Below are 24,723 nucleotides of genomic sequence, written 5' to 3'. Positions count from 1 at the left end.
GGTTCAATATGAGTAAATATAAACTATGGTATAGACAACCCGCCTTACAATGGTCAGAGGGACTTCCTCTCGGAAATGGAAGAATGGGTGCTGTCATTGTTGGGGCCGCAGATTCAGAAACATGGAGCATGACTGAAGTAACCTACTGGTCGGGAAAATCGGAAGCAACAGCTACCCCGTCTAAGGGGAAGGCTGACCTGGAAGAGATGAGAAAGCATTTTTTTGCGGGAGACTATCCGACAGGAGATAGACTTGCCAAACAAGTGCTGCAGCCGAAAAAAATGAATTTTGGAACAAACCTGCCACTGTGTGATGTAAAGTTTCATTTCGAAACGGTTGGTGATTCCGATAGCTTCATTCGCGAGCTGGATCTGGATGAGGCTATTTCACTTACATCCTACAAGGTGAATGGCCATACCATCCGACGTGAAGTCTTCGCTACACATGCGGATGATCTCGTTGCTTCCCGCTTATGGGGGGATATTCCGGGTTCGGTTTCCTTCACGCTGGGTATCGAAGGGCGTACAGAAATCTTCCATACCGAGACATTGAACAACGACATCATAACATTCAGAGGCCAGGCTACGGAGCAAGTACATAGTGATGGTACATGCGGCGTATGGAGTGAAGGTCTCATGAAGGTGGCAGTATCCGGCGGTACTCTTCGCAGTGAAGCGGGAAAGCTGGTTGTATCGGGAGCCGATGAAGCCTGGGTGTATTTTGCAGTGAATACAGATTACCGAAGAGAAGATGGTTGGGAGGAGGATGCCAAGCGTCAAGTAGAACATGCACTTGCCAAGGGATATTCGCAGCTTAGAGAGGATCATATATTGGACTATAGTGGACTTTATGCACGAGTTGATCTGGATTTGGGTACGTCCGCACAATCCGCTCTGCCAACGAATGAAAGGATACAATTGTTCAAGCAGGGGCAAATCGATGATCCTGATTTGTTCGCATTATTTTTTCAGTATGGCAGGTATTTGACGATTGCAGGCTCGCGAGCGGACTCTCCATTGCCGTTGAACTTACAGGGAATATGGAATGATGGTGAAGCTTGCCGTATGGGGTGGAGCTGTGATTATCATTTGGATGTGAATACGGAAATGAATTATTATCCGACCGAAATATCCAATTTGAGCGAATGTCATTTGCCATTAATGCGTTATATTGAGGATCTATCGCATGCAGGACGTTCTACTGCAAGTGATTTCTATGGCAGCGAGGGTTGGGTAGCGCATGTATTCTCGAATGCATGGGGATTCACAGCACCAGGCTGGGACACGTCCTGGGGACTTCATGTGACTGGCGGGCTATGGATTGCTACACACCTGATGGAGCATTACGACTATACGCTAGATCGTACATTTTTGGAAGGGCAAGCTTATCCGGTGTTAAAAGAGGCAGCTGCTTTCTTCCTGGATTATATGACGATTCATCCGTCCTACGGCTGGTTGGTTACAGGGCCATCAACTTCGCCTGAAAATCACTTCTATCCAAGCAATAAGAGTCAGGGCGCTCAGCAATTATCGATGGGATCTACCCTGGATCAAGTGCTGGTTCGTGATTTGTTTACCTTTTGTTTGCGATCGGCACAATTATTAGACAGAGATGTGGAGCTGCAGAAGCAGTTAACGGATGCCATAGCGATTTTGCCTCCATTACAAATAGGCAAGAAGGGTCAGCTGCAAGAGTGGTTGGAGGATTATGAGGAAGCACAGCCAGAGCACAGGCATTTGTCGCATTTGTTCGCATTATACCCTAGTAATCAAATCACTCCACAAGGGACGCCGGAATTAAGCGCTGCCTCAAGAGTTACGTTAGAGAACAGAATGCTTCAAGATGAACTAGAGGATATTGAGTTTACAGCCGCTCTATTTGGTCTTCATTTTGCCAGATTGCATGATGGGGATCGTGCGCACAAGCATATTGGACATTTAATCGGTGAATTATGCTTTGATAATTTATTCACTTACTCCAAACCTGGGATCGCAGGCGCGGAGACGAACATCTTTGTTATTGATGGCAACTATGGCGGGACTGCGGCGATCGCAGAAATGCTGTTGCAGAGTCATAATGGAGAAATTCATTTATTGCCTGCACTGCCCGAAGCATGGTCGAGGGGATCAATCAAGGGCTTGCGAGCGAAAGGCAATATAGAAGTGGATGTGTCTTGGGAGAATCGCCAATTGGTAGAAGCGACCATTTATTCGCATACCAAAGGCAGTATATTCGTACGTTGTGGGAATGATAGGATATTTGTCAATTTGGAAGCGGGTGGTACATACTGCTTCAATAACCAATTGGATATGGTCTAGAGTTTTAGAAGAAAAAAAGACACAGCCGATCGGATGAGGAAGATGATAATTCGAGTATTACCGATACGCAACGATGAATTGACGTCGAATAATCGGCGTCTTTTTCGTTTTGAATATTAAAATTCAAAGGCAATCATGAAGGGCTACATGGGGAAGAGGTGATTGGTGTAAGAAAATTATAGGACCGTATCGACAAATCAATTCTACTGCAGTAGAATGTGGATATGGAATTCTACAGCAGTAGAATAAAAATGAATGAGGTGCTTTCGTTTGGTAATGAAGTTATTCGATAGCGAGCTTAATATTATGGAAATCTTGTGGAAAGAAGGCGATACCCCCGCAAAGAGAATTGCAGAAATTGCAAAAGAAAAAGTAGGTTGGAGTAAAACAACAACGTATACCATCATCAAGAGATGCCTTGATAAAGGGGCGATCGAGCGGCATGAGCCTAATTTCGTTTGCCATGCGGTTGTTACACGAGAGCAGGCTCAAGAACACGAAACAACGGAACTGATAAATAAAATGTATGATGGCGCCCCCGACAGACTGATTGCTTCATTGTTGGGACAGAAACGACTATCGACGGAAGAAATAAACCGCTTAAAACGTCTAATCGATAGTTTGGAATGAGGTGGGAAATGTCGTTACTTCAAATAAGTATTTCGGCTTCAGTCTTTATTCTTGCAGTTATTTCCTTACGTTTCTTGTTCATTCACAAGCTGCCTAAAATGACCTTTATGTTTCTTTGGGGTGTTGCACTAGTTCAATTGCTTGTACCTGTTTCAGTTCAATCGCAATTTAGCATTTTTACGGCAGTGGAACATTTAAGCAGAACGTTTACAGTGCCCAAATTGATTCCCGCGTCAGAAAGTTCAACATTTGTTAATGGTACTACGGCGGTAATCATGCCCCCAATTACAGAACATGTGACCGCGCCGATTATGCCATTGAAGATGGCTTCACAAATATCGCCTATTGTATGGGTGTGGTTAGTTGGTTTTACGTTGTGTGCATTATTTTTTATCATTCCGCATTTAAGGTATCGCAAAATCTACAAAATGGCTGTGCCTATTAGAAACGATTTTATAAGAAAATGGCAGCATTCAAATTTGTTATGGCGAGATGTTCAAATCAGGCAACTGGATCATATTTCAACTCCGCTTACATACGGTATTTTTCGGCCTGTTGTACTCTTGCCGAAAAATTTGGATTATGACGATGAGAAACAGCTTGCGCTTATCCTGACCCACGAATTTACGCACATCAAGCGATTTGACACACTAAAAAAATGGATTCTTGCCACTAGCGCATGCGTCCATTGGTTCAACCCTTTTGTATGGGTCATGTATATTCTTGCGAACCGTGATATCGAGCTATTCTGTGATGAAACCGTCATTCGAAAATTTGGGGAAAACACGAAATCTACTTATGCTAGGGCACTTGTACGTTTGGAAGAAAAGAAAATCGGCTTGTCGCCGATGATTAGCAGCTTTTCCAAAAACTCAACCGAAGAAAGGATTATATCGATCATGAAAACTAAGAAAATGACGATCACCATGATGCTGCTCGCTATTGGGCTTGTAGCAAGTGTCGTTATCATCTTTGCGACTTCTGCATTGGACAAAACGGTAGATGCTACGGGTGTCGACAATCCTACAGCCGAACCTTCAGCCGAAGAAATGCCCGCATTATATCAAGGTGCCATCACTACAGATATTGTGCCGGCATTATCTCAAGGTGCCACCATTACAGATTTAATGCCGCACGATTTAACATTCAACAAGAAATATGATGTACCGAAGTTGATAGACAGCCTTATGGATTCAAAGTATCGTGCAGTTTATATGGACAACGAAATATATCTTCGTGTCATGATGGATAACACAATACAGATAAGCCAAGATAATGGCGCGGTTTGGAAAAAATATGATACAGATGAAGTCGATGCAAAAGATTTTGCAAAATGGCTGCTGATCAATGATCCCATTCCGGGCTATTCAATGGAAGAAGTTCAGAGTCGCTTGGCAAACGGGGCAGAAGTTAAACATTTAGTGTTTGAAAATGTAAAGGAGATGTATTTCATAATCGACAGGAACGGCGTACAGATTGAACTTATACAGCCTGAAAAAATATCTTCCGTTCTGATCGACGGTCAAAGAATGATGATTACTTCCGCTATATCAGCCCAGATGCTAAAATCATTTTATGACTTGTTAGTGTCGAACAATATCCTTTCGGAAACTCATGCAGAACAAGATTATTCGGAAAGAATGAAGTATCTTGAACAAAATCTCCCTAACTTTATCGTGACGAAATAATGGTCAAGCCCCAATTAAGTAGACATTAAAAAACACCTAAGCCGAAAACTGAAGTGCCCCCTTATATGGACATTGGAAAAACACCCTAGTGTTTAAGCCGATGAAACGATATGGGGGCTTTTCGTTATGGCGAAAAAGGGAAAAAATACTAACGTACAGCATGGAAACGAAGAGGAGAGCAATTGAGATACGTCTAGTTTAAGACGGCGGAAGTAACTCCGGAAAGTGAAATTAACTCTTGACCCTGACATTAGTGTCAGGGTTTATAATGAAATCGTATCGACCATTCAGGAGGCGTTGAAGCATGAAAATTGGAGAAATTGCAGCCCGTACAGGGGTCAGCATTCGTTCGCTACGTTATTACGACCAGTTAGGATTGCTCACGCCGATTCGGCGCGAGAATGGCTACCGAGAATATTCACCGCTTGCGGAAGAGCAAGTGCGCACAATACAGTTGTACCTCAATCTCGGATTGTCGACGGAGCAAATCGCCGGTTTTCTGCACTGCGTCTTGAAAAATAAAGAAGCATTCTGCCAAGAAGTGCTCCCGATTTACCGCCAAAAACTCACGGAGATCGAGGCACAAATATATCTGCTGCAAAACATCAAGTTGAATCTGGAGGAACGCATAAGTTCGATTTTAGATGAACGGCAAACTAGTGAAGCGGAGGAATGAAAATGAGCTTACAAACCATCAACTCAACGAATTTTCGGAGCGCGATTAGCCAGAAGGAAGTGACGTTTGTCGATTTCGGTGCGAAATGGTGCCCGCCCTGCAAAGTGCTGCTTCCAATTCTGGAAGAGTTGGAACGTGAGGAAAGGAGTCGCCTGTCGATCTTGCAAGTAGATTGCGATGAATCACCAGAAATTGCGGCTGAATACGGCGTCATGTCCATGCCGACCGTTATCGTGTTTCATAAAGGTGAACCGGTAGATAAATTTATTGGACTCAGGCCCAAGGGAGTGTATCAAGCGGCGCTTGAGCGGTATGTGTAACACGTAAAGAACAGTACTTACATTGTCTATCAAGCATCGCGTTGTCCAGTTTGTGGTGGTGGGACGACAATGCATAAAAGCATGAAAGGAGACGGATCTGGGCGAAAAAAAGGGAGTGCCTGGCACTCCCTTTTTGCTGATATTGTTTTCTCATTAAAAGAAATCTTAGCGTTTTTTCAATAAGGCGAACGAATGAAATGCTTATTTTCGGAGCGAGGCATTATATCGGTGAGTGTATACAAACCATGTAATGCTTGCTGTTAATAATGCCGACGAAATCAAAGCTGTAAGAACACTATAGGTTTGCCAAACAAGTATCTTTGACCAATCTAGTGCACTGCACATTATACACTGGACAATCGTAGTAATCAGCAAAATAGCTGTTATGATCATTCGCTTTTTTGTCATAGGCTGCCGCTCATTCGTTTTCCGTCTGCGTAATCCTAAGAGAAAGAACAGAACAGCCAATAGGCAAAGAATAATTGTGGTAGACGACAAAATGATGTCCAAAAGCTGTGTGCCGCTTATTCCATATGACTGCGTCAGATTGCCGTCTAATATATCTTTAACTTTTAGTACCATGCTTCTATTGATATTTGCGCCGTTAGTCAGCAAGGAGATGGCTGTTCGTTCATTTAGCAGTATGACCATTTCGGTTCCGAAATTGGGATTGCCCCCTGGGTGCTCTATAATCGTTTGGTTGGCGTTTACCGACCAGCCCGCCGCATAATACATTTCGTTGACAGCCGGAACAGACCTATCACCCTGATGTGATTTTTCGATAACCGCATGAAATATTTCGGGTATGTCCTGCACAATACCCATTTGTATGCCCATCCAACGCGCCATATCTTTTGTACTAGAAATGATGTAGGCTGCGGGTTTATTCCCGGAATAATCCGGCGCGTGATATGGAGTTGTCATAAAAAAGGAAGAACGGTAGCCCTGTGCCAACTGTCCGGTGGCTTGAGCATCTTCTTTATAAACATACGTCTGGTGAAGACTAAGCGGCTGAAATATCTGTTCCCTCATAAAGTCTTCATAGCTTTGTCCCGACACAGTCTCCATAACCAGACCTAATACGTCATAATTAACAGTTCCGTAATAATACTGCTCACCAGGATAGAACGACAATTCAGAATCTACGAGTATTTCTACGGTTTTTTGCAACATATCCGGTGTATTGCCTTGTGGAATGTTTTGACTGTGACGGCCATTTGTTAAGCCGCTAGTATGGTGTAAAAAGTTATGGAGTGTCATACTTTGCATATCAACGTGTTTCCCCTGATACTTTAACGTAAACCAAGGCAAATATTTCTGGATAGAGTCTGACATTGACAGCAGTCCTTGTTCTTCCATCAGCAGAATACCCATGCCGGTAAAAGCTTTACTCACCGAAGCCAGCTCATATAGCGTATTTTCACTTGCCGACAGTCGCTTTTCGCGATCTGCGTACCCGGAAGAGAAGTAGAGCACTTCATTGTTCGCAAGTATTGAGATTGAGATTCCCGGTACACCCGATATACGGCTTGCATCATCCAACAATGTTTGTATCGAATCAGATTGCGAATTTGATAATGCATAACTTGGTGTTGCGGATCCAGTGAACAGTATAAGTAAAGCAATCATAAAGACAATAATTTTTTTCATAGTCTCTCCATTCCATGAAGCTAATTATTGGAAATCTTATTGTATGTAAAGAATCATACGATATAAAAAATTTGATTGCTACCATAATCTACTACTTACTACGAACTATTTTGCTAGGGAGATTATTACCTTATGGACGAGTTCTTTTAATAGGAGTTAAGTTCGCTTTATAGATGATATGGTGAACCGTATCACAAGTAGTGGTAAAGCAGATGTATGTGTTAAGGGTAGAGGCCTGGATGTTAAATATCCATGTAGGTACTTAAGTATACACATTCGATGCATGTGGAGTGCTGTGTGTTGCTCGTAAGGAAGTAGTAGTTAAAAGCCGTATCCTCTAGCTTATAACTTGGGTTTGCACGTTAATGAACCGTCCGGGGGGACGGTTTTTTTATTTTCAAAAGAAGACCTCGTCGTGTGAAGAAGGCATTCTGGATATAACGCAGGTTCATGTCAGTAAGAATCCGTTAAAGTTACAAGGGGAGTGGGCGTTCTACTGGAAAGAGCTGCTATCGTCTGAGGACAGCGGATTCGTTCGGATAGGGACGGAAAACATAAATACAGAGCTTTGCAAAGAAGTCGGACTCTCTAAGAGCGGATTCTATGCCTATCTTAAACGAAAAGCAGTAGATAAAACTCGTAGAACTCCACATCGATTTGACTTTCATTGATGTTTGTTTATACTTTGTATAAACATTATAGGTGGTGTTTCCATGTTTCAGGTCAAAAAATGGGGTAACAGCTTAGGCATTCGCATCCCGAAGTCCCTTGCCTTGAAGGTCGGTATTGAGGAAGGCTCCGAGGTCGATCTCGATGTTGAAGATGGTCACCTTGTAATCAAGCCCAAGTCAGTAACACTGGATGAACTCCTTGCCCAGGTCACACCGGATAATCTCCATATAGAGGTATTTACTGGTGAGCCACAAGGACGGGAGTCATGGTGAGCAATTCTTATGTGCCGGATCGCGGCGATTTGGTATGGTTGCAATTCAACCCACAATCAGGTCATGAACTAGCTGGGAAGCGTCCTGCATTGGTCATTTCACCTGCCACGTATAATGGCAAGGTTGGGCTTTCCCTGTTCTGTCCGGTAACCTCCAAAATCAAGGGTTACCCATTCGAGGTCATCATTCCGCAGGATTTACCTATCGAGGGGGTAATTCTCTCCGATCAGGTGAAGAGTCTTGACTGGCAGTCTCTACAGGCAATTTTTATCTGCAAAATACCTGATGAGACGATGTCTGAGGTAGTTTCAAAAATGGAAGTATTGATTCGCTAAGATGGTGTGCCTTCCGAGGAGGTTCTTTGGATGGCATTTTGGTATAATCCAATATTGCTTAATTCATGGAGGGTTCGTATGGACATCATCAATATTCAGCTAGACCAAAGCTATCTAGATAAATGATCAAGAGTGCCTTTTTGGGCACTCTTTTTTATAAGATTACCGGAGACGGTAGAATAAGATTATTAATGAAGGAGCTGCCCACGTTTGAGCAGCTAGTACCTCAGTTGTTTTTCGGGAGCAAATAATTGTACAATGAAATCCAAGATGTTGCTTGCAATAATCTCATTATGAAGGAGATAATGCCCATGAACTTAAGAATGGAACAACTGGAACGTAGGCTGGTCGAACAACATCATAAGGATTTGTTCCTGCAAACGAAACATACTTTGGCTGCGATTGATGTCCTTGCTGATGAACACCGTCGTTTTCAGTCCATGCAAGCGATCAGCGGCGTGAAAATTGTAGGCTCAGAAGAGGCGTTATTTTATGAGACACTGACACAAGTCAAGGAAACGATCGTTGCAACACTTGAAAAAACGCTTGATGATCTCGAGCATAAAGGTGACAAGCACTACCATAATAACTTCAAGGACGGCGTGGAATAATCGTCACTGCTGTCTATTTCATCAATGGATTGATCAGGCTCCTGCTGTTGGCAGGGGTCTTATTTGTATACACTCGGAATGCCAGCGTACACGAAAAATTCATTGTAGGGCTGTTTATGGATGTGTATGGAGCAGTCTTAACAGAAGCTTAACTGTCTTATCCACATGGCAGATGGAATTAAGATTAAGTTTAATAGCACGTAAGACTGGAATGCTAGAATGACGGTAAGAAAGGAGAATCCGTACAGGCTGGCAATGAATCATGAACATTCGTAATCATTCAAAATAAGAGACAGAAGGATGTGTATGACATGAAAAAACGAATCGTATGGACGCTCGCAGCTGCTTTAGTTCTGACCCCGCTTATTCCTACAGGAGCAATGGCATCCAGCAGTACAGCTTCGGTTTCTGTAAAGACACTAGAGCAGTTCGCTTCCGAGAAAGCAGCGCTTCTAACTGAACAATATGGGATACCCAGCGTGCAGTATGCCTTGATCGATAATGGAGTGATCAAAGTATCGGGACAATCAGGAATTAACGATATAGAAGGGAAAGTCCCTTTAACGAAGGAAACCATCTACGGTATTGGCTCTGCGAGCAAAGTGTTTACTGCGGCAGCAGTCATGAAATTAGTGGATGAAGGCAAGATCAATCTAGATACTCCGGTTGTACAATATATTACGGATTTCAAGATGGAAGATGATCGATATAAACAGATTACCCCTCGTATGTTGTTGAATCATTCATCAGGTTTTCTTGGTTCGAGTTTAAGTAATGCATTTCTATTCAATGATCCAGATACATACGTACATGATACGCTGCTTGAGCAATTGTCTACACAGAAATTAAAGGCAGAGCCTGGAGCTTTCTCGGTTTATAGCAACGATGGATTCACGCTGGCGGAGATACTTGTTGAGAGAGTCAGCAATAAGACATTCACGGCATTCATTCATGACAATTTTGCTGCACCTTTGGGTATGAAACATACCATGACGCCACAAAATAAAGTAGAATCAAGCCAATTTGCTGGACTTTACTCTTACGCATACGAAGGTCAGCTCCCAATTGAAACGACCAATGCGATTGGAACAGGCGGAATTTATTCTACTGCGGAGGATTTGGTCCGATTCTCGCAACTCTTTACGGGGCAGAGACCAGATGTACTCTCTGTTGAATCAGCAAAGGCCATGGGGCAAGAAGAATATAGAAGGGGATTATGGCCCAAAGACGCGGATAGTTCGATTGACTACGGACTTGGCTGGGACAGCGTACGATTATTCCCGTTTAACGACTATGGTATGAAAGCCCTTGTCAAAGGAGGAGACACACAGATGTATCATTCCTCCCTTATCGTGCTTCCAGAACAGAACATGGCTGCAGCAGTCATTACCTCAGGCGGGAGCTCGTCTATTAATCAACTGCTGGCGAGTGAGCTGCTCCTTCAGGCGATGGAAGAGAAGGGCGCCATTAAAGAGATTAAACCGGAAAAATCATTCGGGAAGCCGGTTAAGGCTGATATGCCCCAAGATATCGAGAAGTACGGGGGGGATTACAGTACTCAAGGCGATCAGTGGAATGCAGCTATCGAAGACGGGGAACTTGTTTTAACAGGATTGACTGCCCCGGAACAGAAATTGATATACACCACAGATGGAACCTTTGTCGATGAGGATGGCAGTACAAAGGTTAGTTTTGTAAAGGAAAGCAACGGACGTACTTATTTGTGGATGAGCCAGTATATTTCGGTTCCTGGATTAGGCCAGCTTGCTTTTGCCGAATACAAGGCGGAGAAATTGGAAGGTGCAGCACTGAATAAAGAAACAGCAGATGCTTGGGCAGCAAGAGAAGGCAAGTCCTTCTATTCCATTAGCGAGAAATTCAGTGCCATCGCCTATATGAGCTTGATTCGTCCAACGATACAGACAAGTGGTGGTTATTTCAATGATTTGAAGATTACAGGTCCCCATACAGCTGAGAGCCAGCACCACATTCCTGGCATGGCAGGACGAGATACACTGAGTATTCTCTTCTATGAAAAAGACGGTATAGAGTACTTGAAGGCGGCTGGAGCCTTGTATATGAGCGAGGACGGAGTGAAGCCGCTCTATACAGGTAAATCGTCGAAAGCTACGGTACAAGCTGATGGACATGCTAGATGGTTCAGCATTCCAGAAACAGTGGCTGGCAAGAAAATGGTAGTCACGATGCCAGCTATAGGTGCTTTTATGGTCTACGATGAAATGGGAGCACTGGTGAATAATACGGTCATTAGCGGTAAGAACGAAGTCGTGCTGCCTGCGAATGGATATATCGTATTTGCTGGAAATGCCGGATCTTCCTTTGGTATTACGCTAGTGAAATAGAGAGTAAATAAAACGTAGACTAGATTCCAAATTGGCCAGCTATTATAGCTGGCTTTTTTGCTAGATCTTTGTTTCTTGCTATAAAGAGACCAGCAACTTGTCCCTTCCAAATTACCATTTTCCACTGTCTGAACATGAAGAGCTTCTAGCCATTAGTCGTAACGTAACCAGATTTTTACACCGAGGCTTTAGATTTGAACGATCCAGATCGCTTATCTGTTTGAGAGAAACGGGGAGGATATTTTAAGCAAAAGGAAGAATTTTTATTATGATGAATGCAGGAAAGAGGTTTTATTATGGAACATTTGTCACAGTATACTTACGTCCAATCTATTGCTAAAGCTACCATAAGCGAATTACAGGAGATCATTAAAGAGGGCATAACGGAAAAGGAAATCGTGATTAGAGCCGAAGAGATCATGAGAAATAAGGGAATTCAAAGTTTTTGGTATCACGGTATAGGGGCATTTGTTCACGTTGGCAAGAGAACAATCATTTCTGAGTCGGGTAAGGAATATAAGCCTTCAGATACATTTGTCGGCAGAAATGATATCGTGACCATCGATCTTAGTCCAGAGATTAACACCTATTGGGGAGACTATGCACGAACACTAATTGTGATCGATGGAAATGTTATTGCCGAAGACGCACTTGCAAATACCCAAAATGAATCTGCAGTAGAATTCTCACATGGAATTAACGCCGAAAAGGAACTCCATAAAAAATTTATTGATTTTGTAAGACCTGACCTGACTTTTGAAGAAGTTTACTTACATATGAATGAGGTTATACAACAACTTGGTTACATTAATCTTGATTTTGCTGGGAACTTGGGGCACACAATCGAATTCAATAAGGATCAAAGAAGATATTTTGAGTCAGGGAATAAGATGAAGCTTAGTGAAGGATCACTGTTTACATTTGAGCCACATATAAAGTACAGCAATGGAGAGTATGGCTTTAAACGGGAGAATATTTATTACTTCCGTAATGGAGAATTACTTGTTTTATAGCTTGTCGGGCTAAGGACTACGGTAAAAGTTTTAAATGCAGTAATTTTCATATATAATAACTTAATATTGAAGTATTATTATGTTGGCAACGGGCCAGAAGTCGAGCTTTTGTATTGTGACGCTCCGCTCATCCATAAAGCTTCAAATGACTAAACTAAAATTGAGGGAAGCGAATGAATTTTTTGCGGGAGTTTTTTGCCAATAGTATAGTAAGAAGAATCCTGTTCCTCTTACTGGTCGTTTTGTTGCTGTACAGCTTGAGAGATATGCTCAATTTGATGTTGCTGCTGTTTCTTGTTACCTTCGTCATGGGACGCCTAGAGGGCTTTATTACGAAGAAAATATCTAAGCTGTTCCCCATATCGCCCATTGTCGTTAATACGGTATTGTACGCTGTATTAATATTTGGGCTCGTATATGGAATTATCAATTATATTCCGAAGCTCATTAGTCAAATTTCCGAATTATATGTATCCATGATCAAATTCCTGGACACACCTCAGTCGGATGAATTTGCTGAGTTTGTCTCCTCCACGCTTAACAAACTGGAATTAGAGCAATACGGGGGCTATGCGTTAAATTATATTGTGAAACTCGGCAAATGGGCAGAGGTTATCGTTTTTGTTATCGTATTGAGCTACTTCTACTTAATCCAGAAGCACACCGTCAATCATTTTACGGAAAAGTTGAGCAAAAGCAAAATTAGTTGGGCTTACAATGAGTTTAAATACTTTGGCCAAAAATTCACCTCTTCTTTCGGTAAAGTGATTGAGGTTCAACTGATGATTGCCGTATTCAACACGATTCTAACGATTGCCGGGTTGTGGATTATGGGCTACCCTTACTTGTTCGCTCTCATGATTACGGTATTTTTACTGAGTCTTGTGCCGGTAGTCGGTGTTATGATCTCCTTCATTCCGATCAGTATTATCGGTTACCAGATAGGCGGTATCACAACGGTCATTTGGGCGATTATTATGATTTTGCTTATCCATGCAGTGGAGACATACTTCTTAAATCCTAGGTTGTACGCTCACAAAACAAAGCTGCCGATGTTCTACACCTTTATTATTCTTATTTTCTCCCAGCATTTCATGGGGATCTGGGGACTTATTATTGGGATTCCGATTTTTATGTTCCTACTTGATATTTTTGAAGTGGATCAAAGCAACAGTAAAGGTTCAGAAAAAGAAGCGGCACAGCTATCAGGAGAGAACTCAAGCTCCAAATAAAATATGGAAAAAGCCGTTGTCCTGTTGCTTCGAGCAACAGAACAATGGCTTTTTTGTTTTGTTGTTGCGATTGGCAGGGACCTGTCCATTCCAAATGACCATTCTCGCATAAGATATATGGAACAAATCGAGGTGATGGGGGAAGGGGCGAGGATTATGGCCAAAAGAGTTGAAAACCAAGTCTATTCGAATCGGGTCGCGAGGTCTGAGTTTGATGAGAACTGGAAAACTAAGGTGAGCAAGAGCGGTTATGTCATCTACACCGCAACCAGCAATCATGCCAAAGTAACGGCTCTGCTTACCACCGGGGCAAGCAAATTGCTCATCTTCAAAAAAGGCGGTACCGTACTAGTTGGCTCTGGAGGAACTAGCCATTACAGTAAACCGCATATTGCCAAGGACATTTAAGCAGCACTAAGAGATTCACTTACTATGCTGATTTCCTTCTGAAAAAAGTCTACGCAGTTATATTGCATAGACTTTTTTTGATTGATTTTAAAGCTAGCTTGAACTCCGCTCAACGTCCTATTGAAAATGAAGCCGCGACGGACGATATATATAACATCCTTTTTTCTGGAAATATAGTCCTGTAAGTGGAGGGAAGATAATGAACGAAGAAGCAACTACAGTCGGATGGGACGCTATTGAACAAGCGATGTCCAAGCTCTACGGAGATCAGGAGCCAAAGCATTACGGCACGCTAATTTCTTACATGCTGGGAGGTCCAGATCCTCTTGACGGTCTAAGCGCATACAAGGCGGAGCATCCCTTGCCGCATTGGCATATGGTGACGTTTGGGTTTTCAGAGCTGTACGACAAGGAATCAGATGATGCCGAGCACAGCGGTTACGGATTTGAGCTGACCTTTCGGCTGGTACGGGAGGACACAGAGGAAGAGCCTCCAGCCTGGGCGCTCAACCTGCTGCAAAATATGGCCAGATATGTGTTCAACAGTGGCAATATCTTTCGGTCGGGCGATTACTTGGATGCCAACGGTCCGATCTGTGAGGGGGCAGATACACAGCTGACGGCGCTGGCTTTTATCGCGGACCCTGAGCTTCCCGAAGCAGACACGCCGAACGGACGGGTACAGTTTTTGCAAATGGTAGGTATCACGGGCAGAGAGCTTGAAGCGATGCAGACTTGGAATACGCTGGGCCTGCTAAGAGCTTGTGAGGAGCTTATGCCGGGTTATATCACGGATCTAGCTCGTGATTCCTTCATGCAGATATCTGAGATAGCCGAAGCGGTGCAGAGAGGGATTGAACGGGATGGGTCCAACACGGGCTTTTTATATGTGGATCAATTGGATTGGGAACCGGCCAAGAAACGTCTATTTGGCAAAGCGCCAGCTGTACTCAGTCTAGGAGCGAAGCAGGCCGAGGTTGTAGGAAAGATGCTTTCAGGACGTATTATGAAAGGAAAGTCGCTCCGGTTGTCAGGCCCGGATATTCAGATCGTCTTGGAGCCTGGAGAGGCCGTGGGCTTCGAGGAAGGCGAGGATGAGGTTCGCGTCCGACTCGACGAGGCGAGTGCCGCCGAATTATCCCGTAAGCTTCAGCCCAAGGAAGGCGTGCTGGCACTGTCCTCCTTCAAAGGTTTGAACGTGCAAATTGTGAAAACCTACATTAGAGATCAAGACGGTCAAATCGTATCCACGATTGGCTAGAGGGAAGTGTTATGCAGTAACCTTCACAGAGAAGTAGACCCCCAGCGAAATGAAGAGTCTTTGAGTCGCATGAATAGCGGAACGAAGGCTCTTTTGTCATTTTTCTGGACCCGGAATGTGACTGCGAGAAGAGCTGTTTTGTAAACAGACTGGAATTGCGATAGGTTTGTATGATAAAATAACATTGTTATCTTTTTTGAATGGAGCTGCGAACTATGAGCAAGAAAGCCGAACAGACGGAAAAAAAGCTGCTGCAATGCGCAAAAGACGAGTTTCTGGAAAAAGGCTTCTTGGGGGCGAATATGCGGTCCATAGCCCAAAGGGCCGGAATGACGACAGGCGCCATTTATCGTTATTACGAGGATAAAAACGCGATGTTCGAAGCCATAACGAAGCCCGTACTGGATGAATTCAATGTTGTGTTCCAGCACACCTCAAGCGTTCAATCCGAGTTATTGGACCACAACGAGCTGGAGTCGAGAATGCCTGTTGCATCGCGTATGCTGCTGGGATTCGTCGAATATATGTACCGATGGTTTGATGAATTCGATATGCTGGTGAACGGCTCGGCAGGTTCGTCCTTAGAGAATTTCGCGGATAAATGGATCGAAGCCGACATTGAAGCAACGCGGCTTTATATGGACAAACTCGTGGCTATGGGACAGCTGCGAAATTATCCTTCTATGCGTGTTATCGCTATCTTTGTCAAACAGGGCTATTGGGGCATATTGGAAGCCGTTGCGTCCAGGATGACCTACGAGGAAGCGATGGACTACATGCGCTATCTGATTCCCTTTATGCAAGCGGGCTGGAAAACCTTGCTGGAAGAAGGGGGAGGAACAGCCCAGAATGAAAGGGAATTGCGCCAATGAGCAAAAACCGAAGGGAGAATACAACATGAGCACCTTTGCAATAGGGCATGTATTAATTAAAACCAACCGCTTAAAGCAAACCGCAAGCCGTTATGAAGAACTGGGTTTTACGGTAACTTATCGAGTGTCGCCCGAGAAATCTCACAATGCGTTTATTTATTTTCGGGACGGCTCTTTTCTTGAATTGTTTAATCCAAAGCCGATGAATGTGGCCGATAAGCTGATTCTCGCACTGCTTAGGCTTCTTCGACCTATTAATCCGGCTATGATTAAGCGATATATGCACTACATCGCAAGCAAGGAAGGGATTACGGACTATGCCATGGATAGCGTACCCGTTGAACAGGCAGAGGCTAATCTCGAAGGAATGAAGCAAGCCGGTGCGCGTGTGGGCAATAAAATCAAGTTAAGCAAAAAGCTGCCCGATGGCATCAAGCAAACGTGGTGGATTGCGGTGTTCGAAGATGATACGATGCCCTTTTTGATGAGCGCCTACCATCCTCCGATTGCTTGCCTCAAGCATGAACTTGCTCATCGCAATGGTGTTCGGGGCATCGACTGTCTAGTGATTGATGTGCCGGATCTTGAGGCATGGATTTTGAAATATGAACCGCTTGGGCCCAGGGTCAATCACTCCCAACAAGGAAAGCAATGCGAGCTGTTTTTTGAAAAACAACATAAAATCATACTTCGCAAGTCTGATGAATACCGATTGGCGGAAATTCATTTGCTAACGTCGGCTTCGCTTGACGAAGACTTGGCCATTCAACCTCACGAGAGTCATGGAGCGACCCTTGTCCTAAAGCAACAGCCATCATGTAACTTTTTTTAAGCAGTCCATACATTTGATTCAAAGAAGAGTACTGCCGAGAGCGGCAAAGCGCTCTTCTTTTTTCGTACGGTGAGAAATTTACCAGGGAATTTGATCGTGTTATGGCTACAACAACCGGGTTAAAATAGCTAAGATGTGATACTATGTCTCTACGACTAGTTGTAGTTGAAGCGTCAATGCTAATCGCGTTGTATCTATAGTGAGAGGATTTGAACAGGTAGTGATTAATAATTTTTGGCGTGATTTACCTCGCCCGTTTTTTATACTAGCACCAATGGAAGATGTGACGGATGTTGTTTTTCGTCATGTCGTAAGTAAAGCAGGCAGACCCGATGTGTTTTTTACAGAGTTTACTAACACGGAGAGCTATTGTCATCCTGTAGGGACTTATGGCGTACGGGGACGTCTAACGTTCACGGAGGATGAACAACCGATGGTTGCACATATTTGGGGGGATAAGCCTGAATATTTTAAGGAAATGAGCATAGGCATGGCTAAGCTTGGCTTCAAAGGTGTGGATCTCAATATGGGTTGTCCCGTGCACAATGTTGCCACGAAAGGTAAGGGCAGCGGCCTTATTCTGCATCCAGAGCTTGCGGCAGATATCATTCAAGGGGCCAAAGCGGGAGGATTGCCGGTCAGTGTGAAAACGAGGCTTGGCTACAACGATATAGAGGAATGGCAGGATTGGCTAACCCATATTTTGAAACAAGATATTGCCAACCTCTCTATTCATCTCCGTACAAGAAAGGAAATGAGCCTGGTAGATGCCCATTGGGAACTGATTCCGGCAATTAAGCAGCTTCGTGATCGTATAGCGCCAGATACTCTGTTGACCATCAATGGAGATATTCCTGATCGGCAAAAGGGCTTAGAGCTTGCGGAGCAATATGGTGTGGACGGGATCATGATTGGGAGAGGTATCTTCCATAATCCTTTTGCCTTTGAAAAAGAGCCGAGGGAACATAGCAGTGACGAATTACTGGATCTGTTAAGATTACATCTTGATCTTCATGATCAATATGCAACAGAATTAACGCTGCGTCCATTTAAAACACTTTTACGATTTTTCAAGATCTATGTGAAAGGATTTCGAGGGGCAAGTGAACTGCGAAATCAATTGATGAGCACGAAGTCAACGGATGAAGTTCGTGAACTTCTTCATACCTTTGAGAAGAATGGGAATGCTGTGATAGAAGATAATAGTCATGAGGATAGGAATAGTTAACTATAGGTACGCTTCCAATAAAGTGAGATACCTAGACCAGGAGAAAAACAGATGACCATAATCGACAAATTAGCAACGGTACTCCATCGCAAAGACGAAGGTCCCAACCAGGAACTGGCGCGAGATATTGCTGAAAGAGAAGATTGCGAAGCTGTGAAAGAGCTTATTGCTAACTTATCTAACAAAGACAAGAACATTCAAAGCGATTGTATGAAAGTTCTCTATGAGATTGGGTATCTTAAGCCGGCTTTGATCGCTGAATACAGCAAAGAGTTCTTAACCTTGCTTGATCATAGGAACAATCGATTGGTTTGGGGAGCTATGACAGCGCTAGACGCGATAACTCTGGAAAATCCGGAAGTCATCTATGCATCGCTTGAAAAAATTGTTGACAGTACGGACAAAGGATCAGTCATCACCAAGGATCACGGAGTAAATATTCTGATTAAACTTTGTTCTGTGGAATCCTATGCGAATCATGCATTCACCTTACTCATCGAACAGCTTAAGAGATGTCCCACAAATCAACTTCCCATGTATGCGGAGAATGCCGTATCCATCGTCAACGATCAAAACAAAGCCCTTTTCATTAAGACGCTTTTCTCACGACTCGGCGATATTGAAAAAGACACAAAACGAAAACGAGTGGAGAAAGTGATTAAGAAATGCAGTTGATTAAATCGAACCGGAACTAGCATGCTCACAAATAAGAAGAAGTGCACCCCTTAGAATACACATTGGAACCTCCAATGAAATTCTAGGGGGTGTATTTTTGTGACGAGCCATATAAATAATAGTTGCAATAACATCCTATATCGCATATATTGAAATTAGTTGCAATAACATCCTATTTGAGGTGGTGAAGTTTTGAACGAAAATTGGCGGCAACATGACAAAGGCGGAGGGGAATCGCATGGTCCATATATCTCGGCCATATACCGTCACATGCAAGTATTGATCTCGGCGGAATTGGCACCATTCCGAATCGGAAGCGGGCAGTATATTTTTCTGATGGCTGTTGCGTTTCGGCAACCCGTCACACAGAAAGAGCTAAGCGAGACGCTGCTCATCGACAAGACGACGACCGCCAAGGCGATTGCGAAGCTGGAAGCGGAAGGGTATGTGCGGAGAGAAGCCAATCCCGCCGACAACCGCTATCAGCTGCTTTATTTGACCGATGCAGGGCAGGATGTCGTGCCGAGGGTTCAAGAAGCGCTAGCCCGTGTGAAGAACAAGACACGCAAGGGCATCGGCGACGAGGAGTATGACCAGTTGCTGTGCATGCTGCAAACCGTGCTTCGCAATTTGACCGAGAAGGAAGAGACAGAAGGATGACAGGAAGTGGAGGAGCGAGTCTCACGGAAGTGCTGTTGATGTGGGACGGTGTAACGAAGTACTCGCATCGTTTTGGAGGGATAGAATTTCAAGGAGGATGTTGCGCATGCCATCGAGATCGCACGTTTTAGATTGGAACGTATGCAAGAGCGACAAAAAAATGGAAGGTGAGATGAACAGTGATGAATGCAACATTTCCGTACGAGAAAAAGCGCATGCAAGTATTCGGAGTGGAGATGGCTTATGTAGAGGAGGGAACTGGTGACCCGATCGTCTTCTTGCATGGGAATCCGGCATCCTCCTATCTGTGGCGCAACATTATGCCCTATGCAGGGAAGCTTGGCCGCTGTATCGCGCCTGATCTCGTCGGCATGGGCGATTCCGATAAACTCTCGAGCAGCGGGCCTAACGCGTACACCTTCTCCGAACACCGCCGCTATCTCGACAAGCTGCTTGAACAGCTGGGAGTCAGCGAGCGTGTGACGTTCGTCGTGCACGACTGGGGATCGGCGCTGGGATTTGATTGGGCGAAGCGTCATCCCGGTGCGGTCAAAGGCATCGCTTATATGGAGGCGATCATTATGCCCGGCAACTGGAATGATATGTCGAAGGAAGGGCGCCAGGTGTTCCAAGCACTTCGGTCGCCAGAAGGGGAACGAATGGTGCTGGAGCAAAATTCGTTCATCGAGTTCAACCTGCCGGTTAACATTCTGCGCAAGTTGACGGATGAAGAGATCGCCCAGTACCGCCGTCCGTTCTTGGAGCCGGGTGAAAGCCGCCGTCCTATGCTCAGTTGGGCGCGCCAGCTTCCGATCGGCGGCGATCCGGCAGATGTCATAGCGATTGTCACTGAATACGGCGAATACCTGGCGAAGAGCACCGTTCCCAAGCTGTTCGTTCATTGCGAACCCGGCAGATTGCAGCAAGCCCACGTCGATTTCTGCCGTTCTTGGCCATCGCAGACGGAAGTTACGGTACCGGGTCTTCACTATCCGCAAGAAGACGCGCCCGAAGCAGTCGGCGAAGCGCTTGCCGTATGGTTGGAAAAATTGGCGTAAGAACGCGCTATTATTTCGTATTGAAATCCCAATATCTCCTTGTTATAATTGAAAATGATTATCATTATCGAAGTTCAAGGAGTGATTCATACGGAATCCCAAGTGATACAAACTAAACCAACAGCAGCGCCGAAAGGACAAAAAACGAAGCCGCCTTCCCCCGTCTCTCGTTTAAAGCCGTTTCTGCTTAAGCGGAAAGCGGCGCTCACCGGCTCGATTGCAACAGGCATTGTTGCTACCCTGATGGGGCTTATTCCTTACTGGGTTATCTATCAGATCTGCAAGGGGTTGACGGACGGCGGGCTGCTTGGCGATCAAGTGCAGCTGCTCGCGCTTGCCGGGACAGCTTTGCTTGCGATTGCACTCAAAGGGCTGCTGACGTCATTATCGACGAATTGGACGCACCGCGTCGCCTATGATGTGGTGTACGAGGTTCGTATGGCCTTGGCGGATAAGCTGGCGAAGCTGCCGCTCGGTTACTTCGACCGGACGGACAGCGGCAAGATCAAGCACACCTTGAATGAGGACGTAGAGCAGCTGGAGGAAGGCATTGCCCATTTGCTGCCGGATATTACAGCAAGCACAGCTTTGCCGATTCTCTCCTTTGCGATCATGTTCACTATGGATTGGCGAATGGGATTGGCGGTGCTTGCTTTCATAGGGGTAACGGTGGGCGGCTATGCACTGGTTATGACCTATCTAAAACCGCTTCAAGCCGGGTACGGCAAAGCGGGGACCGCGGTCAGCAGCGCTATTCTTACTTATGTATACGGAATGAAGGTCATTCGCGTCTTCTCCCGCACGGAGCTGGCGTTCGAGACGTATTCCAAAGCGGTTCGTGATTTTTCGGAGACTTCCTCCTTAATCGAGAGCAAAGGCATGCCAGCCAAAACGATTGCCGTACTGCTCTCCCGGTCAGCGCTCCTCATTGTTATCCCGGCAGGGATCTGGTTGATCGCTCAGGAGCAGCTTACCGTTCCCGTGCTTATCTTTTTCATTCTGATGTCATTAGGGGTAGGGGCGGCTTTATTCAAGATGCTCCGCTCAAGCGGCATGACGGCCTTTCGTTTGGCGGCATCACTCAAGAATGTAAGCAAGATGCTGGAGGAACAGGAAATGGCATCGGCAGATCAGCCGCAGACGCCAAAGGATGCGACCATCCAATTCCAACACGTGACCTTTGCCTATAACAAGCAAGCTGTGCTCTGTGATGTATCGCTTACGATTCCCGCAGGAACGATGACTGCGCTGGTAGGACCGTCGGGAGCCGGTAAAACGACGATAGCCCGCCTGCTGCCTCGTTTCTGGGATACGGACGGCGGCAGTGTGACGATTGGCGGTGTCGATGTACGAGAGATGAGCGAGGAGCGGTTGATGTCGCTCGTGTCGTTTGTTTTCCAGGATGCTTACTTGTTCCAGGGAACCGTCATGGACAATATCCGGTTCGGCAAGCCTGGTGCTACGGATGAGGAGGTTGTAGCTGCCGCTCTCCGGGCTGGCTGTCATACATTCATTGAACAGTTGCCGCAAGGCTATCATACCGCTGTAGGTGAAGGCGGCATGACACTCAGCGGCGGTCAGCGGCAGCGGATCAGTCTCGTTCGCGCCATATTGAAGGATGCGCCTATTATCATGCTGGACGAAGCGACGTCGCTTGTCGATCCGGAGAACGAAGCCCATATTCAGGATGCGATCGCGGGGTTGCTTCATCCTGCCAATGGCGAGCCCAAAACAATTGTGGCCATCGCCCATCGGCTAGGCACTGTGGTACACGCCGACCAGATTGCCGTCATTGACGAGGGGAGCGTCGCAGCTGTCGGGACGCATGGAGAACTGCTGCAGAAGAGCGAACTATATCGCCGCCTGTGGGAGGCGTATGAGGCCGGGACCGAGGATTTGGAAGGGGATCAGTCCGTTCTGGACTCGGTGATTGCGGCGGTGGCGGCCCCGGATTTGTCGTTAGAGACTCAGGCGGGCGAACCGTTAACAGAGGATTCACAGGCGTTCGGCAAGCTGGGTGGAGGCACTCCGGTGCCGGATGATCCTCACCGGCATTTGGCGGAGATGTCGGAGTTTCGGCAGTCGCTGCTGCTGGCGGGCGAGAAGGCTAATCGGCTGCGAGGCGCACTCATCTTCAGCTTTTTCGAAAACGTGTTTACTGCGCTTGGTTCCATTGCCGTGGTCGCCGTCCTGTATCAATTGCTTGCCGGTCGACCCGACGAGGCATGGCAAGCGGCCGGTTGGATGGCGTTGATGTTTGCTGGCCAATCGGTGTTTTATTTCCTGACGAATAAATGGTCGTTTCCATTGTTCGGTCATTTCCTGACGCATATTCGTCTGTATTTGGGCGACCGGCTGCGCAAAGTTCCGTACGGCTTTTTCCTTCAAAAGGATGCCTCCGTCCTGGAATCGCGGGTGAAAACCGACGCGTCCACCTACATCTATGTCCCTTCCATCGTCATCGGTTTAATTAAAGCATGTGTCATTCCGCCATTGATTCTGATCGCGATGATGAGGCTGGATTGGCGGCTAGCGCTCGTATCGCTGGCAGGCGTCCCGCTCAGCGTTGTCTCCGCATGGCTTGCGGAACGGAAGCTGAAGGAGATTATACAGAAGCTGTCGGCTGCACGGCAGGCAGCCAACAGCCGAATTTTGGAGTATATTCGCGGCATAGCTGTCATCCGTTCCTTTGGACTGACGGGCAGCCGGATGCAAAGCTATGAGGAAACGATCGACAACTATAGAGATGCCAGTATTGCGATCAATCGGAGGCTAACGCCGTATACAGCCGTCTATCATATTTCCTTCGAGCTGGGCTTGGCGCTAGTCTTGATCGTCGGCGGTGTGTTCGTTGGGCAAGGAACGCTGGAACCGGCAACCTTCATGGTGTTTCTTGTCTTGGCAATTTGTTTCTATGAGCCGCTGCCGCTGATGGATTATGCCCTGTTCAAGCGCATGTTCGCGACAACGGTACATCATATGAACGATATTATCCAGGCCAGGGACATGCCAGTTCTGACATCGGAACGCCGACCGATGCAAGGCACCGAGATTGCGTTCCGCGACGTCACCTTCGGCTACGGTGATAAGCGGGTGCTGAACGGCCTCAATCTGGTCATCCCGGAGAAGGGGACGACGGCGATTGTGGGCCCTTCGGGCGGAGGCAAGACGACGATGCTGCATTTGATTGCGCGCTTCTGGGATGTTCAAGGGGGCGCGGTGACGATCGGCGGCGCGGATGTGCGCAGCATGAGCTCAGATGAATTGATGCGGCAGCTGGCCTTTGTGTTCCAGGACGTGTATCTGTTCAATGACACGGTGGCGAACAATATCCGATACGGCAACCCGGACGCTAGTATGGAGCAGGTGGAGGAAGCGGCCAGGAAAGCCCGCTGTCACGATTTTATTATGAAGCTGCCGGACGGCTACGATACGGCTGTGGGCGAAGGCGGCGGGCTGCTGTCGGGCGGCCAGCGGCAGCGCATCTCGATTGCGAGGGCGATATTGAAGGACGCACCGATTATTTTGTTGGATGAAGCGACGGCTAGCGTCGATCCGGACAACGAACGGTATATTCAGGAGGCGTTCGAGGAACTGGCCCGCGACAAAACGGTCGTCATTATTGCCCATCGACTGCATACCGTTCGCCGTGCCGACCATATCGTCGTAATCGACGACGGCAGGGTTGCGCAGTCGGGCACGCATAAGGAACTGCTCGCGAACGGCGGCATTTACCGCCGCTTCTGGGAGGAGCGCCGCCGTGCCCAAGGCTGGGTGATGCGCAGAACGATTGAAGAAGTGAAAGCTTAATTTTTGCAAATCCGGCTCGGGATTTCCGCTTTTTGGTGATCCCTGCCGGTGACTGTATATCTCCCAATATTCTTCTAAATCTTTGACCATATGAATATAGCTGGTAGTAAGAAATAGGTTGTAGAGTGAGGGAGGAACT

Annotated in this window: 21 protein-coding genes; 20 read left to right on the top strand and 1 reads right to left on the bottom strand. The window is 46.0% G+C overall.

The features are described 5' to 3' along the window. Nucleotides 1–8 precede the first annotated feature (8 nt). From ACFVSO_RS01765 to ACFVSO_RS01745, 5 genes are all read left to right on the top strand, one after another. Nucleotides 9–2,318, top strand: a complete 2,310-nt coding sequence (locus ACFVSO_RS01765) for a glycoside hydrolase family 95 protein (RefSeq protein ID WP_387469455.1) — start codon at nt 9–11, stop codon at nt 2,316–2,318. A gap of 276 nt (nt 2,319–2,594) precedes the next feature. Beyond that, nucleotides 2,595–2,948 (top strand): BlaI/MecI/CopY family transcriptional regulator, encoded by a 354-nt coding sequence (locus ACFVSO_RS01760; RefSeq protein ID WP_387469453.1) that lies wholly within the window; start codon nt 2,595–2,597, stop codon nt 2,946–2,948. A gap of 8 nt (nt 2,949–2,956) precedes the next feature. After that, nucleotides 2,957–4,636: a M56 family metallopeptidase gene (locus ACFVSO_RS01755; RefSeq protein WP_387469451.1), complete on the top strand. Its 1,680-nt coding sequence runs from the start codon at nt 2,957–2,959 to the stop codon at nt 4,634–4,636. Nucleotides 4,637–4,940: 304 nt separating this feature from the next. Continuing rightward, entirely contained in the window at nt 4,941–5,312 is a 372-nt protein-coding gene (locus ACFVSO_RS01750) for a MerR family DNA-binding transcriptional regulator (RefSeq protein WP_387469449.1), read from the top strand. A 2-nt stretch (nt 5,313–5,314) separates the two neighbouring features. Beyond that, on the top strand, nt 5,315–5,632 hold the full coding sequence (locus ACFVSO_RS01745; protein WP_387469447.1) for a thioredoxin family protein: 318 nt from the start codon (nt 5,315–5,317) through the stop codon (nt 5,630–5,632). A 201-nt stretch (nt 5,633–5,833) separates the two neighbouring features. Here the strand turns inward: ACFVSO_RS01745 and ACFVSO_RS01740 are convergent, their stop codons facing one another. Further along, the gene (locus ACFVSO_RS01740) at nt 5,834–7,282 is read right to left on the bottom strand and encodes a serine hydrolase domain-containing protein (RefSeq protein WP_387469445.1); all 1,449 of its coding nucleotides are present in this window, start codon (nt 7,280–7,282) and stop codon (nt 5,834–5,836) included. 713 nt (nt 7,283–7,995) lie between these two features. Here ACFVSO_RS01740 and ACFVSO_RS01735 point away from each other — a divergent pair. The 15 genes from ACFVSO_RS01735 to ACFVSO_RS01665 all read left to right on the top strand — a co-directional run bounded on the left by ACFVSO_RS01735 (nt 7,996) and on the right by ACFVSO_RS01665 (nt 24,584). Beyond that, nucleotides 7,996–8,226: an AbrB/MazE/SpoVT family DNA-binding domain-containing protein gene (locus tag ACFVSO_RS01735; RefSeq protein WP_387469443.1), complete on the top strand. Its 231-nt coding sequence runs from the start codon at nt 7,996–7,998 to the stop codon at nt 8,224–8,226. Then, nucleotides 8,220–8,561, top strand: coding sequence for an endoribonuclease MazF (mazF, locus tag ACFVSO_RS01730; RefSeq protein WP_387469441.1), 342 nt, complete (start codon nt 8,220–8,222; stop codon nt 8,559–8,561). Before ACFVSO_RS01735 ends, mazF begins: the two co-directional genes overlap by 7 nt. Before the next feature lie 311 nt (nt 8,562–8,872). Then, a complete protein-coding gene (locus ACFVSO_RS01725) occupies nt 8,873–9,172 on the top strand; it encodes a hypothetical protein (RefSeq protein WP_387469439.1) in 300 nt (99 codons plus the stop codon). A 311-nt stretch (nt 9,173–9,483) separates the two neighbouring features. Continuing rightward, complete coding sequence (locus ACFVSO_RS01720; RefSeq protein WP_387469437.1) at nt 9,484–11,535, top strand: serine hydrolase domain-containing protein; 2,052 nt, start codon at nt 9,484–9,486, stop codon at nt 11,533–11,535. 296 nt (nt 11,536–11,831) lie between these two features. Then, nucleotides 11,832–12,548 (top strand): M24 family metallopeptidase, encoded by a 717-nt coding sequence (locus ACFVSO_RS01715; protein ID WP_387469435.1) that lies wholly within the window; start codon nt 11,832–11,834, stop codon nt 12,546–12,548. 173 nt (nt 12,549–12,721) lie between these two features. After that, nucleotides 12,722–13,780 (top strand): AI-2E family transporter, encoded by a 1,059-nt coding sequence (locus ACFVSO_RS01710; protein ID WP_387469433.1) that lies wholly within the window; start codon nt 12,722–12,724, stop codon nt 13,778–13,780. A 156-nt stretch (nt 13,781–13,936) separates the two neighbouring features. Then, a complete protein-coding gene (locus ACFVSO_RS01705; protein ID WP_387469432.1) occupies nt 13,937–14,188 on the top strand; it encodes a hypothetical protein in 252 nt (83 codons plus the stop codon). A gap of 199 nt (nt 14,189–14,387) precedes the next feature. Further along, nucleotides 14,388–15,449 carry a suppressor of fused domain protein gene (locus ACFVSO_RS01700; protein WP_387469431.1) on the top strand — a complete coding sequence of 354 codons (1,062 nt, stop codon included), beginning with the start codon at nt 14,388–14,390 and terminating at the stop codon, nt 15,447–15,449. A 215-nt stretch (nt 15,450–15,664) separates the two neighbouring features. Further along, the gene (locus tag ACFVSO_RS01695; RefSeq protein WP_387469429.1) at nt 15,665–16,321 is read left to right on the top strand and encodes a TetR/AcrR family transcriptional regulator; all 657 of its coding nucleotides are present in this window, start codon (nt 15,665–15,667) and stop codon (nt 16,319–16,321) included. Continuing rightward, nucleotides 16,299–17,153, top strand: coding sequence for a VOC family protein (locus ACFVSO_RS01690; RefSeq protein ID WP_387469428.1), 855 nt, complete (start codon nt 16,299–16,301; stop codon nt 17,151–17,153). The genes ACFVSO_RS01695 and ACFVSO_RS01690 overlap by 23 nt, the downstream gene beginning before the upstream one ends. A 274-nt stretch (nt 17,154–17,427) precedes the next feature. Further along, on the top strand, nt 17,428–18,381 hold the full coding sequence (locus ACFVSO_RS01685) for a tRNA dihydrouridine synthase (protein WP_387470526.1): 954 nt from the start codon (nt 17,428–17,430) through the stop codon (nt 18,379–18,381). Nucleotides 18,382–18,432: 51 nt separating this feature from the next. Next, nucleotides 18,433–19,056 (top strand): hypothetical protein, encoded by a 624-nt coding sequence (locus tag ACFVSO_RS01680; protein ID WP_387469427.1) that lies wholly within the window; start codon nt 18,433–18,435, stop codon nt 19,054–19,056. 192 nt (nt 19,057–19,248) lie between these two features. Next, nucleotides 19,249–19,716 carry a MarR family winged helix-turn-helix transcriptional regulator gene (locus ACFVSO_RS01675; RefSeq protein WP_387469426.1) on the top strand — a complete coding sequence of 156 codons (468 nt, stop codon included), beginning with the start codon at nt 19,249–19,251 and terminating at the stop codon, nt 19,714–19,716. A gap of 182 nt (nt 19,717–19,898) precedes the next feature. After that, the gene (locus ACFVSO_RS01670) at nt 19,899–20,774 is read left to right on the top strand and encodes a haloalkane dehalogenase (RefSeq protein ID WP_387469425.1); all 876 of its coding nucleotides are present in this window, start codon (nt 19,899–19,901) and stop codon (nt 20,772–20,774) included. A gap of 81 nt (nt 20,775–20,855) precedes the next feature. After that, nucleotides 20,856–24,584: an ABC transporter ATP-binding protein gene (locus tag ACFVSO_RS01665; RefSeq protein ID WP_387469424.1), complete on the top strand. Its 3,729-nt coding sequence runs from the start codon at nt 20,856–20,858 to the stop codon at nt 24,582–24,584. The last annotated feature ends 139 nt before the right edge of the window (nt 24,585–24,723 follow it).

Source organism: Paenibacillus sp. NPDC057967 (assembly GCF_042887015.1).
Lineage (GTDB): Bacteria > Bacillota > Bacilli > Paenibacillales > Paenibacillaceae > Pristimantibacillus.
The sequence above is the reverse complement of the archived record's forward strand: the minus strand, read 5'-3'. Positions and strand labels throughout refer to the sequence as shown.